Raw genomic sequence first — 12671 nt, 5'->3', positions numbered from 1 at the left:
TAATGCTGGTGAGAATGGAGCTGATGCTAAGTGACGGAATTACTCGATCCACGAGTAGATTTTGTGTTCAAGCGCATTTTTGGAAGTGAGCAAAACAAAGATGTTTTGTTAGCTTTTCTGAACAGCACGTTTATAGAGACCGGCGAATCTCCTCTTACGGAGATCACTGTGGTTAACACGTATACAGATAAGGATAGTCCAGAGGATAAACAATCCATTCTGGATATTAAAGCAAAGACGGTAGAAGGCAAACTGATTAACATTGAAATGCAGCTGTTTAACCCGTATAACATGGAGAAAAGGACGTTGTTTTATTGGAGTGAGATGTACTTTCATCAGATAAAAAAGGGTGAAAACTACAGTCTACTAAAAAAATGCGTGACTATTAATATTCTCAATTACTCCTGTCTGGATAATGAGCGGTATCACAATGTTTTTCATTTACGGGAAGATCATACAGGTATTGGTTTGACGGATGATATCGAAATACATGTGATGGAACTAACCAAATTGGATCAGTATTCTGTTCCGATGGAAAAAGGCGGACTCGTGAACTGGTTATTATTCCTGAAAGGAATAGATACATCAAACTGGGAGGTGCTGGCCATGAATGAACCGATGTTGAAAAAGGCGATGGATACGCTGGAATTTTTAAGTCAAGATGCGTCCACCAGAATGGCCTATGATGCTCGGATGAAAGCATTGAGTGACGAAAAATCAATGATTGAAGGCGCACGAGCTGAAGGAGCGGCTGAAGGCAAGAGAGAAATGGCTCGTCAGTTACTCATGCTTGGCGTAGATCTCTCTGCTATAGTTAAAGCATCTGGACTCTCGGAAGACGAAATTAACAAGTTGTTGCCTAAACCGTAACATGAATCGGAATCTATAGATCAAGGGCTGATCCAATCGCGGGTTGGCTCTTTTTGTTGCCTTTGGGGTATAAAGAAAGTAAAGCCAAGACTAAGCTGAGAGGATATGCACCTGTCATACAAATTGCAACTCATCCATAGCCAATTAACATAGACCTTGCTAACATAGACCCATAAACTAACCCATGACATAGATAAAGAGGATGAATCTCATGAATAAAAAAGTGCTCGTGGTAGATGACGAATCAAGCATCGTCAGTGCCATTGCTTACGCGCTGCGGCGCGAAGGATATGAAGTAGAGACTGCGAGTGACGGCGAAGAGGCCTTGGTTAAGGTCGCATCGTTTCACCCGCAAGTCATGATTCTGGACGTCATGATGCCCAGGCTCGATGGATACGGCGTATGCCGCAGGCTGGAGGACCGGGAGGATATAGGCATTATTTTGCTGACCGTCAAAAATGATATCGTGGACAAGATCGTTGGTCTGGAAATGGGTGCGGATGATTACATGACCAAACCATTCGAGATCCGAGAATTGCTTGCAAGGGTGAAAGCGCTCATGCGTCGTGTCGAGAAAAGCAGTCCACCACCTGACGATTCGAAGAATCAGGCCATCGTGAATGGCACACTGCGTATTCATGTTGCTCACCGCACGGTGACTGTGAATGAGGAGAAGCTGGATCTGACACCGAAAGAGTTTGATCTGCTGACCATTCTCATGTCCAATCCTGAACGGGTGTACACACGAGACGATCTGCTGGATCGGGTATGGGGCATGGAATATGCAGGTGGGACACGGACCGTGGACATTCATATCCAGCGTTTGCGCAAAAAAATCGGAGATACGGATCAGCAAAAATTGCAGACCGTATACGGGATTGGCTACAAAGCATCTGCACCTGAACCAGGCGGGGCCATATGAGAGTCAGCATCAAGCTGAAGTTCAGTGTTTTTCTGGCAGCCTTGCTAATCCTGACCGTGGTTGTGCTTAGTTCACTGGTCCTGCGTGGTATTGAACGCAATCAGCAGTCACAGATTGAAGGTATTCTATCGCAGCAGACACGGCTGGTGAACCTGAATGTACGACAGTCCTACTACACCGAGTCGGTTCATCTCGATCAGGACGTTTTTTTACAGCGAAATGGCCGTAGGCTGGCACAGGAACTGGCCAACTCTACCGGATTGCCAATTGCACTCTATAACATGACAGGCCAGCAGGTGGGAGCATCCTTCGCCTCCGGCGAGAGTGAACTCGTACAGGAAACGTTGGACTATGCACTGCAAAATAAAATAGCTTATCATGAGCAGGGCGAGACCCTGCTCTATGCCGCACCACTGGATGGCCCGGATGGACAGATGGGCGCTGTATGGATACAATATCCTGTCCAGAGTTACCATGAGTTCTATACTCGCATCCTTCAACTGTTCATATGGGCAGGAATTACCGTGGTTGCGCTGAGCTTCATATTAGGTTATCTGTTCTACAATCGGTTTGCCGTTGCGATTACCCGGCTGAAGAGGTCCGCAGATTCCATTCGGGAAGGGAACTACATTACGGAGTCTCCTGTAAGGCGTAAGGATGAATTGGGAGAGCTGGGGCAAGGCATCTATTATATGAGTACATCCATTCAGCAAAATATCACAGCCATGCATGCGGAGCAGCAGAAGCTGCAACTGGCGATAGAGAAGCTTCAGGCGCTGGAACAGCAGCAGAAACAATATATCGGTAACATCAGTCATGAGTTTAAGACTCCGCTGACCTCGATCAAAGCTTATGTGGAGCTGCTCGACATGTATAAGGATGACCCGCAACTGCTTGATGATGCGACGAGTAACATTGGCAAAGAAACGGAGCGGCTGTACGAGATGGTGGAGAAAGTACTGCATTTATCTGCTCTGGAGAAGTATGATTTCGAGAACCAGGCCGAAGATGTAGAGGTCAGTGCTCTGCTGGAGGATGCCTGTGGCCGGATGCGTGGGAAAGCGGAGAAGTTTGCGCTGAACATGGAACTGGATCTTGAACCGGCGGTGATCCGCAGTGATCGGGAGAGTCTTATGCATATCTTCATCAACATGCTGGATAACGCCATCAAATATAACATTCCGGATGGTGTGATCCGGGTGAAGAGCGAATTACAGATGCAGGAGCGTCAAGCGGTCATTCGCATCTATAACTCGGGTACGCCGATTCCGGCAGAGGCGCGGGAGAAGATTTTTGAACCCTTTTACACGGTGAACAAAGACAGGGCCAGAAAAACCGGCGGAACCGGGCTCGGATTATCTCTCGTGAAGCAATTTGTTGAAAAGCAAGGAGGTACAATCACCTTACTTCCAAGCAGTACGAGCGATTCTCAGAATGGGGAAGGCGTGACATTCCAACTCGTATTTCCTTTGGCTGATGCAAGTTTACAAGTTCGAAACAAGTCTGAATAACTTTGGAAGTATGCGATGTGTATGCTTGGTCTATAGCAAGAGAAACCAGGGGGGACCATCATGAATTGGAAACAAGCAGCATTGGGTACGTTCGGGGCCATTGCCCTGTTAACGACAGCAGCATGCGGGGGAACAACAGAGCCTGGTAGCAATGCACAAGGCGGAAAAACAGGCACCGATATTACGGTGAAAGATAATACCAACACGTCTGTGTACCAGAGCTTCAAGTTGGAGAAAATTGATAAATTGTCCAATATGCGCGGAATTGCATGGCTAAGTGACGACTGGATTGTATCCGACAAGGAGAATAAGTCCTTGAAACCCGTTACTGTTGAAGGTGAGGAAAGATACCCGCATAACTTATATATGTATGATCTAACCAAAGGTACAGACACGCCGCTCAAGGAAAGTAAAGTTAGCCTGGGTGCACCGCTGGTGTCACCGGATGCTCAGTACCTGTTCTATCGGGAGCCGGAGGAAAGTACGGGTAAAGGTTACATTCTGAATCTGCATAACGGGGAGACAACCCCTGCCGGTAAGGAGGATGGCTTTATCCAAGAGGGTGCATGGCTGGATAATGAACATGTCGTTTTTCCCAATATGAAGGGTGATCTGATCTCGGCAAGTGTGGATGGAACAACGAAGGTGCTGGTGGAGACAGGCAATTTCAATGTACGGAGTATCAAAGTGTCAGGCAATATGCTCTATTATATTACGGGCGAAGACGGCCAGTTGAATGCATACGACGTGAAGACGGGTGACGTGAAACAGGTGCTGAAAAGTGTGGAATGGGTCATTCCTTCCAATGATGGAACAAGGCTTGCGATTGTGAAAAGAACGGCGGATACCAAACGGGCGCTGGTGCTCACCGATCTGGAAGGTAACGAGAAGGCCACACTCGCCAGAGGCACGCAGATCTTCGGCACCAGCTGGTCGGGTGATGATTCCAAGATTGCGTATACGATCAATTCCGAGAATGATAATGAGAAAGGGCTGTTCGTCTCCAACACGGAGTCGGCAGAACAGTTCCAGATCTCGGCGGATATGGACAACGCCTCTGACCCGCTTGCCTGGAGTCCGGAAGGCAATAAGATCCTGTTATCGCAGGCGGTATTGGAGAATGAGTCGTATCACTTTGTGACCTCGGTCATTACGATCTCGGAATAAAACAGTTCAGAAAAGCCTGTTCCCGGGAAGGAACAGGCTTTTAGATATGCACTAATTCTTTGTTTTCAACAGTAATTTGACCGCTTCTGCACGCGTAGTTTTATCACTTGGAGCAAAGGTATTCAGCCCTTTACCGTTCAACATCCCGGCTTTTTGCATGCCAGCGACAGCTGCTTTGGCCCAAAGTGGAATCTGTGCATCATCTGCAAAGGTTGAGCTGGTGCCAGTTATCGCTTTTAATTGAAACGCACCGGCTACCATGACAGCCATCTCGGCACGGGTTACAGCGTCATTGGGGCGGAAAGCCCCCTCAGTGTCCCCCTGAATAAATCCTGCTTTCACTGCACGAGCTACAGCAGACTGTGCCCAAGCTCCTATTTTTGCATGATCGGTAAAAGATATTGCGGTTTCTGTGTATTCTGTTTGCAGTGCATTCATTAGCATCACCGTAAATTCAGCACGCGTAACGGATGCATTAGGCTTGAATGACCCATCGGAGAATCCACTTACGATACCTTCACGGACGGCTTCCTGAATGAAATCTTCCGCCCAGTGCCCGTTGACATCGCTAAATCCAATCTCTGCTGGCGCCTTGGGTTGTTCAACCGCAAAAACAGCAAATTTGGTGAAATGGTCTACGTCTACGTTGACTTGATTGTCATGAATTGAAGCTTCTCCCGCAGAGATCCACAACTTGTTTTGTTCATCAAAGTAGAATAGTCCAGCCTGGTGATTGGTTGGCAAGCTTGATGTATCAAAAGTCAGATTCAAGGTTACGTATTTATTGAAGTTCTGTTGAACATTCTTAAGTAACTCATATACCGGGCTGATTAATTTAGTCTGATTAGTTAGCAATTCCGAAGAATCTGTAATCTGGTCAATCGTGATCTTCATTTCTTGATTAGTTGCTCCAGCCGGGATGGTTACAGTGATGCCATCACCCAAACTCACTTGCCCAGCCTGCCCTGCAGCAAGTGTTAAACGTCCATTCGTGGTCGAATGGGTTATGGTATTAGGCGGCGAAGGGGTAATGCTCGACCCGTTGTTATTCTGGTTACCAGAGCCTCCGCCGCTGTTACCATCATTACCACCTGCTGGTGGCGTGGAATTAACACTCCATTTGGCATATAAGATCAGATCGGCTGTAATCTCTGTTTGAGCAAAGTTGAATGGAGTCTTCAACTCGGGGTCTGCGTACCAGCCTGCAAACATATAGCCGGAACGGGTTGGCGAAGCAGGTGCTGAAAGTTTCTTTTCGTATTCAACAGCTGCATCGGATACTGCTGATCCTCCGAGTGTATTGAACGTTACCTTATATGTGTTTGGTGCCCATTTTGCATACAATGTGGTCTCCTGGACAATCGATCTAGTATTCAGGTCAAATGGCGTACTCCATTCAGGCTCAGTATACCAGCCAGCGAAAGTGTGTCCTGCTTGGATTGGAATGTCAGGAGCTGTCACCAACTCACCATATGGGACCGTCTGATCAGGAACGACTGACCCACCATTAGTTTCGAAGTGAACGGTATAGGAGTTGACCGTCCATTTCGCATACAGCGTGATATTAGCGGTAACGGTGGTATTGCCGAAATCAAAAGCCTGACTCAGACCTGAATCGGTATACCATCCAGCAAAGGTGTATCCTGCTTTAGTTGGAACTGCTGGAACAATAACCTTGTCACCGTAGGATACTGTTTGTTCGTTTACTTCAGAACCGCCGTTACTGTTAAAGTTGATCGTTCGAGGCGTATAAAAGCTGAAATGCAGGGTTGTGGTATTGCCCGCACTATCGGTAACAATCAGTGCATATTCTCCTTCAGATTGAACCGTTTCTCCGTTGTTGAAGGGTGAACCGTTCAGAGTGGCTGTTCCTTCATTAAAAGTAATTGTTGGGCTTTCGTTGTATTTTCCATTATCAGTGACACCCAATACAACAGGAGCTGCTGTATCAATGGAAAAATTCAACGTTGTACTGCCAATATTGTTGGTTACCACCAATGTATAAACCCCGTCAGCCGTAACTGTAGTACCATTTGCGAATGCATTACCATTCAAAAATGCGGTACCACTATTAAATGCAGGTGTTACCGTTTGATTATATATTCCACCGTCAGATATGCCGTTGACTATAGGAGGAGTGGTTTGCTCAATTGTTATGGTCACTGACACTGGAATACTTGTACCATATGGATTGCCGGCACTATAGGTAAAGCTGTCACTTCCAACATAATTGGCGTTCGGAGTATAAGTAAATGCCCCGTTGGCATTCATTACCAATGTTCCGTTCATCGGCCCGCTTTTCAGAATAGCGGTAGAACCGTCGCTATCATTGGAAAGTACGCCTGGTGCAGACTCAGCCAAAGTGGAGTTTTGGTTCGTGGTATAGGTGTCTTCGATTGCTTCCGGAAGCCGTCCACCGTCCAAGTTGGGGAACGTTCCTGCGTTAGCAATATAATAAACCAAGTTGGATTGGCTGCTGTTTAAATTAGGTACTTTAAAATTCACCTGACCATCGCCCCCAAACCTGGTGCTCAACAGACTAAACAGGGGCTGGTTATCGTTAGTGCCAAGAGTGGAACCATTCGCCAATAACCAGTTTTTTGTCGAAAGACTGACTAACATGGGAATGATCTCACCAATGTACTCGCTACCTGTACCATTCTCGGCATGGTTAGCTTGGTTTGTAAATATAGCGTAATGTACACCATTAATCTCTGGGAAGTTAGGCAACTTGAATTCATTCGGTGTGTCTGATCCGTAGGTTGTACCAATCATTTCATATAGATCCGAATATACGGAGGCATTAACGTTCTGCCCTTCAGCAGTTAGCCAACCCGTGGGAGAGAAGGAATATGGAAATAGGCGAACCTCGCCTAACTCAGCATTTCGGGTGTATAAAACATCGGGGTCTCGGGAAGGGAATATACCATTCATAGCTATGTAATAGCCCAACCCTTCTGGTGCAGCATTAGTAAGGTTAGGTAAGGCAAATGTTGTTTTTCCGTCGCCGCCATAATTATTGCCAAGCAACGAGTAGAGGGCTGTATTTTGGGTTAAAGAGAGCGTCTGTCCTCTGGCGGGCATCCATCCTGTAGGGACCGCACTGTAAGGGAATAATCTGATCTCACCAAGATAGGGATCTGCAGCCGCGGCATGGACTCGCTGTATAATGTTAGGATTATTCCATAGACCGCTTAGTCCAATCAGGAATACTAACCATAGGAAGCTTACTTTTTTTAATAGTGTTATACGCATGACTCATTCCCCATTTTCCATTTAAATATGTTACGTTATGGTTATTCCTGTCCACTGTACTTTCCTAATTCATAGTGGTAAGCCATATAATGATGAGCATAGTTTAATGGATATGAGAGCAAAAATGAATACGATTATAGTTCAAATTCGAAATATATTTTTTGGATTTTCCAGAGACAAATCATTTATGGTTGAAATGTTCCATATCTTTCATCCCTTTCTATACATTTATATTGACTAAGCTATTCCGCTTCCGATAAACTAGAATGCAGGAATATAAGTCGAATGTCAGACAGCAGTTCGAGACGAAGTTTCGGGCGGCTGTTTCTTTTCTTTTTACAAGTAAGGGTGCAACGTAGTCGTCTTGCCGGATGATCCGGCTCATAACAACATGGAATAGGAACAGGTGATATACATGTGTAACAGCGCGTATCGCGTGCTTTTATATTATAAGTTCGTGAAGATTGAAGACCCCGAGACGTTTACACAAGAGCATTTGCAATACTGCAAGGACCTCGGTGTGAAAGGACGTATCCTGATCGCATCCGAAGGCATTAACGGCACGGTATCCGGTACGCCGGAACAGACGGAACAGTATATGAAAGACATGCATGCGAACCCGCTGTTCAGCGATATGGTGTTCAAGATTGATGATGTGGAAGAACATGCATTCAAAAAAATCTTTGTTCGTCACAAAGCAGAGCTGGTTACGTTCCGCGTAGACGAAGATCTGGATCCAAATGTGATTAGTGGCAAACGCCTCTCACCGAAAGAGTTCCATGAGCATCTGCAACGGGATGATGTCATCGTTATCGATGGTCGCAATGATTACGAATACGAAATCGGCCATTTCCGCGGCGCCATCCGTCCAGATGTTGAGTCGTTCCGTGAGTTCCCGGAGTGGATTCGCGAGAACCTGGGTGACATGAAAGATAAAACGATTATTACCTACTGCACGGGTGGTATTCGCTGCGAGAAGCTGACTGGATTCATGATTAATGAAGGATTCCAGGACGTGGCTCAATTAGACGGCGGTATTGTCACGTATGGTAAAGATCCAGAAGTTCAAGGCCATCTATTCGATGGTAAATGTTACGTGTTTGACGAGCGAATCTCTGTACCGATTAATCGGACAGAAGAGGATATTGTCATTGCCAGCTGTTATCACTGTGGAACCACACATGACCGATATATTAATTGTCCAACCTGCAACCTGCAGCACGTAAGCTGCGAGGATTGCGAAGAGACGCATAACCGCTTTTGTTCGGATGCCTGCCGGGAGGCAGCACCGGTACACGCATAAGCAGGAGAGCAGGTGCTGATCGTGAAGCGCGAAGAGGAACGAACGACGCGTGAACGGATTTTGTTCATGCTGAAGCAGCAAGGTACATTGACCGCGAGGGAAATGACAGCTGATCTGGGTCTGACCGGCATGGCCATTCGTCGTCATCTGACAGCACTGGAGCAGGACGGCTGGATCGAGGTTCGGGAGGCCCGGGCTACGGCTGGACGTCCATCCTCGGTGTACCAATTGACGGTACGCGGGGACAGCTTTTTCCCAAAATCATATTCGTCCCTTACGCTGGAACTGCTTGAAGAATTGTCTGAATCAGCCGGGAGCGGTGTGGTGGATGCATTGTTCGAGAGTCGCCGGGACAAGCTGCTCCGCAGCGGATTGCCACAGATGGAGGGCCAGGAACTGGCCGGACGGGTGGAGGAACTCGCGCGAATTCAGAATGCCAACGGATATATGGCGGATGCGTCCAGAGAAGAAGATGGAACCTACGTCATTACGGAAATGAACTGCCCGATTGTACAAGTTGCGAGTGTATACAAGCAGGCTTGTCGCTGTGAACTGGAATTGTTCCGCTCGCTGCTTCAAGCGGAGGTGGAGCGTACCGAGTGTTACGCCGATGGCGGCAAAAGGTGCAAGTATGAGATTCGCGAAGCGTCGGGGAATTAACGGTTTATACACAAGAGATTGTTTCGACTCGTCGAAATAGTCTCTTTTTTTGGATAAAAATGACGTAAAAACGTTATTTTTGTAGTGAGATACGTAATATAATCTGAGATAACACCAGATTCTTATACATAACTCTATGTTAGATGGGAGGCGTTAATGATGCATGAACCCGAACCGGCTTTGAAAAAGGCCATGAATCTATTGAAGGAACTGAGCGAGGATGAAGAGTTCCGCGAACAGTATGAAGCACGTCAAAAGTTTTTACGGGATCAGATATCCATGATTGAGGGCGCACGAGAAGAGGGTCTCAAGTAAGGCATGGAGGAAGGAATTCAAAAAGGAATCGAAGAAAGTGAAGCTGAGAGCAAGCGGAAAATTGCATTGAATATGCTCACCTTGGGTCTTGATCAAGAGACCATTGTCAAAGCGACGGGACTAACCTCTGCTGAGCTAAAAGCAATTCAAGAAGAAAAATAAGCTATCTATATGAGGCTGCTCGCATAACATGTGGGTTGCCTTTTTTGATCTTATGTAATATTTCCTATCACAATCAACCGATGAGAGTAAATTGGAAGCGGTTCAACCATTGACGTATATCGGGACGCCCCTTAATATTAGGGGAACAATAAAACACTAACACGGTTCATGGACTTCAGTCGCATGACAAAAGTCTATATTTGTCTGCTTTTGTCGATCAAAGCAACAATGCGTTGAAGCGTTTGTTTTGTCCCACCCTATCGTGTCAATGGAATCTCGATAAGGGTAACCACATTTTATAAGATGGAGAGGGGTTCTCACACATGAAAAAGAAATTTTGGATGTCACTGATGATGGTTGCTTCAATGATCGTTGCGGCAGGTTGCGGAAATAACAGCGGTACAGGCTCGGAATCCGAAGGATCGGGGAGTACAACAGGTGGAGGCAGCGAGGAAAAATCATACCAGATTGCCATCTCCCAGATTGTTGAACATCCATCTCTGGATGCTACACGCGAAGGTTTCATCGCAGCCCTGAAGGATGCGGGTATTGAAGAGAACAAGAACCTCAAAATCGATTACAATAACGCGCAAGGTGATTCGACGAACAACCTGTCCATTGCACAGAAAATCTCGGGTGATTCCAAAAATGATCTCGTACTCGGAATCGCAACACCATCGGCGTTGGCTCTGGCTCAGCAAGTGAAGGACAAGCCATTGCTGTTCGCGGCGGTAACAGACCCACTGGGCGCCAAATTGGTAACTGATATGGATAAGCCGGGCGGCAATGTTACAGGTGCATCCGACACGAACCCGGAGGCTATCGTACAATTGGCTGACTTTATCGCCAAAAATCTGCCGGATGTAAAAACGGTAGGCTTGGTCATTAACGAAGGTGAACCGAATGCAGTGGTTATGGCAGATAACGCAGAAAAAGCGCTCGCAACACATAATATCAAGCTGGTGAAAGCACCAGTTACGAATACATCTGAAGTTAAACAGGCAACGGATTCTCTGGTTGGCAAAGTAGATGCCTTCTACATTACGCTTGATAACTCTGTCGTAAGTGCGGTGGATACGATCATCCAAACGGCGAACAGCAATAAAATTCCGTTCTTCTCCAGTGACCGGGATACGGTTGAAAAAGGAGCTTTCGCAACGGTAGGCTTCAAATATTATGACCATGGATATCAGGTGGGTGAGATGGCTGCGGACATTCTGAAGAATGGTACGAATCCTGGTGATATGAAAGTCACCGTTCCAGACAAGCTGGATCTGATCCTGAACCTGAAAGCAGCGGAAGCCCAAGGCATCACGGTTACGGATGAGATGAAGGCGGAAGTAAAAGACCAAGAAAACAACATTATTCAATAGAATCAATTCATAATACCTTTAGCTACTTCAATCAAGGGTAGATATAGATCAAAACGATTCAATTTGTCTATATCTAGTTACAGAAACAATAATTTAATGAGTTATGAGATTGATTCAATAATCTGACCGGATCATCATCCGGCAGTATGGATGCGAGGCGAACGTGCAACGGGTTCGCCTCATTCTTTTCGATAGACAGGGAGGAAGTAACGTGAGTATAAGCTGGAATTCAATTGAAGGAGCAATCGAGCTGGGACTTTTATATGCACTGATGGCTCTTGGTGTGTATATTACGTTCCGCATACTCGATTTTCCTGACCTTACCGTAGACGGAAGTTTTACAACAGGAGGCGCAATCGCGGCGGTGATGATCTCCAATGACTTCTCTCCTTGGCTTGCCTGTTTGGCGGCAATGGCTGGCGGCATGGTGGCCGGGGCTTGTACAGGTCTGCTTCATACCAAAGGCAAGATTAACGGGTTGTTATCCGGGATCTTGATGATGATCGCGCTCTACTCCATTAATATGCGTATTCTTGGCGCACCGAATAAATCCATTATGGGTATGGATAATCCATTCTCAGGTGAGCATGTCATGGTGCTTATTATTATCGTGGTACTCGTGTTTAAAATCATGCTCGATCTGTTCATGAAAACAGATGTTGGCCTGGCGCTCCGTGCCACAGGGGATAACAAACGCATGATTCGCAGCTTTGGTGCAAATACGGATGTAACGACGATTGTAGGTGTCAGCTTATCCAATGGATTGGTAGCTCTGTCTGGGGCATTTATTGCCCAGCAATCCGGTTTTGCGGACATCACAATGGGTATCGGTATGATCGTCATTGGACTGGCTTCCGTCATCATTGGTGAAGCCATCCTTGGTGCAAGAACGGTGTTTTGGGCTACACTTGCAGCAATCGTTGGTTCAGTAATTTACCGGATTGTGGTTGCACTTGCCCTACAGGTCGAATGGTTTGATACATCTGATCTGAAGTTGATTACCGCAGTGATCGTCATCATTGCCCTTGTATTCCCAACGATGCAGCGTTCCATGAAGCAGCGGAGTCTGGCTCGCAAACGAACAGAAGAGTTGATGCGATCCGGGGGTCAACAGGCGAAGGGAGGTATGTGAG

Annotated in this window: 11 protein-coding genes; 10 read left to right on the top strand and 1 reads right to left on the bottom strand. The window is 46.5% G+C overall.

The features are described 5' to 3' along the window. Positions 1–30: 30 nt before the first annotated feature. From MKY85_RS28385 to MKY85_RS28370, 4 genes are all read left to right on the top strand, one after another. The gene (locus MKY85_RS28385) at positions 31–870 is read left to right on the top strand and encodes an Rpn family recombination-promoting nuclease/putative transposase (RefSeq protein ID WP_339238582.1); all 840 of its coding nucleotides are present in this window, start codon (positions 31–33) and stop codon (positions 868–870) included. Positions 871–1081: 211 nt separating this feature from the next. Continuing rightward, positions 1082–1792, top strand: a complete 711-nt coding sequence (locus MKY85_RS28380) for a response regulator transcription factor (RefSeq protein WP_339238580.1) — start codon at positions 1082–1084, stop codon at positions 1790–1792. After that, entirely contained in the window at positions 1789–3303 is a 1515-nt protein-coding gene (locus tag MKY85_RS28375; protein ID WP_339257842.1) for a HAMP domain-containing sensor histidine kinase, read from the top strand. The genes MKY85_RS28380 and MKY85_RS28375 overlap by 4 nt, the downstream gene beginning before the upstream one ends. Before the next feature lie 60 nt (positions 3304–3363). Next, positions 3364–4470 (top strand): hypothetical protein, encoded by a 1107-nt coding sequence (locus MKY85_RS28370; RefSeq protein WP_342571342.1) that lies wholly within the window; start codon positions 3364–3366, stop codon positions 4468–4470. A gap of 51 nt (positions 4471–4521) precedes the next feature. Here MKY85_RS28370 and MKY85_RS28365 read toward each other — a convergent pair whose 3' ends face one another. Further along, positions 4522–7725: an InlB B-repeat-containing protein gene (locus MKY85_RS28365; RefSeq protein ID WP_342571341.1), complete on the bottom strand. Its 3204-nt coding sequence runs from the start codon at positions 7723–7725 to the stop codon at positions 4522–4524. A gap of 415 nt (positions 7726–8140) precedes the next feature. Here MKY85_RS28365 and MKY85_RS28360 point away from each other — a divergent pair, with 415 nt between their 5' ends. From MKY85_RS28360 to MKY85_RS28335, 6 genes are all read left to right on the top strand, one after another. Next, a complete protein-coding gene (locus MKY85_RS28360; protein WP_124116691.1) occupies positions 8141–9028 on the top strand; it encodes a rhodanese-related sulfurtransferase in 888 nt (295 codons plus the stop codon). Between the two features lie 12 nt (positions 9029–9040). Further along, complete coding sequence (locus MKY85_RS28355) at positions 9041–9688, top strand: winged helix-turn-helix transcriptional regulator (protein WP_342571340.1); 648 nt, start codon at positions 9041–9043, stop codon at positions 9686–9688. A 156-nt stretch (positions 9689–9844) separates the two neighbouring features. After that, positions 9845–10003, top strand: a complete 159-nt coding sequence (locus tag MKY85_RS28350; RefSeq protein ID WP_339238570.1) for a hypothetical protein — start codon at positions 9845–9847, stop codon at positions 10001–10003. A 3-nt stretch (positions 10004–10006) separates the two neighbouring features. Beyond that, positions 10007–10165 carry a hypothetical protein gene (locus MKY85_RS28345; RefSeq protein WP_339238569.1) on the top strand — a complete coding sequence of 53 codons (159 nt, stop codon included), beginning with the start codon at positions 10007–10009 and terminating at the stop codon, positions 10163–10165. A gap of 323 nt (positions 10166–10488) precedes the next feature. Then, on the top strand, positions 10489–11538 hold the full coding sequence (locus tag MKY85_RS28340; RefSeq protein ID WP_315938603.1) for an ABC transporter substrate-binding protein: 1050 nt from the start codon (positions 10489–10491) through the stop codon (positions 11536–11538). Between the two features lie 211 nt (positions 11539–11749). Then, entirely contained in the window at positions 11750–12670 is a 921-nt protein-coding gene (locus tag MKY85_RS28335) for an ABC transporter permease (protein WP_339238566.1), read from the top strand. Position 12671 lies beyond the last annotated feature (1 nt).

The sequence above is a fragment of the Paenibacillus sp. FSL R5-0749 genome, from assembly GCF_038595085.1.
Taxonomy (GTDB): domain Bacteria; phylum Bacillota; class Bacilli; order Paenibacillales; family Paenibacillaceae; genus Paenibacillus.
The sequence above is the reverse complement of the archived record's forward strand: the minus strand, read 5'-3'. Positions and strand labels throughout refer to the sequence as shown.

Bases quoted from the DNA above. Each gene is read 5' to 3' on its own strand.
- MKY85_RS28365 (WP_342571341.1), bottom strand. From the start codon at position 7,725: ATGCGTATAACACTATTAAAAAAAGTAAGCTTCCTATGGTTAGTATTC.
- MKY85_RS28360 (WP_124116691.1), top strand. From the start codon at position 8,141: ATGTGTAACAGCGCGTATCGCGTGCTTTTATATTATAAGTTCGTGAAG.
- MKY85_RS28345 (WP_339238569.1), top strand. From the start codon at position 10,007: ATGGAGGAAGGAATTCAAAAAGGAATCGAAGAAAGTGAAGCTGAGAGC.
- MKY85_RS28370 (WP_342571342.1), top strand. From the start codon at position 3,364: ATGAATTGGAAACAAGCAGCATTGGGTACGTTCGGGGCCATTGCCCTG.
- MKY85_RS28350 (WP_339238570.1), top strand. From the start codon at position 9,845: ATGATGCATGAACCCGAACCGGCTTTGAAAAAGGCCATGAATCTATTG.
- MKY85_RS28380 (WP_339238580.1), top strand. From the start codon at position 1,082: ATGAATAAAAAAGTGCTCGTGGTAGATGACGAATCAAGCATCGTCAGT.
- MKY85_RS28375 (WP_339257842.1), top strand. From the start codon at position 1,789: ATGAGAGTCAGCATCAAGCTGAAGTTCAGTGTTTTTCTGGCAGCCTTG.
- MKY85_RS28340 (WP_315938603.1), top strand. From the start codon at position 10,489: ATGAAAAAGAAATTTTGGATGTCACTGATGATGGTTGCTTCAATGATC.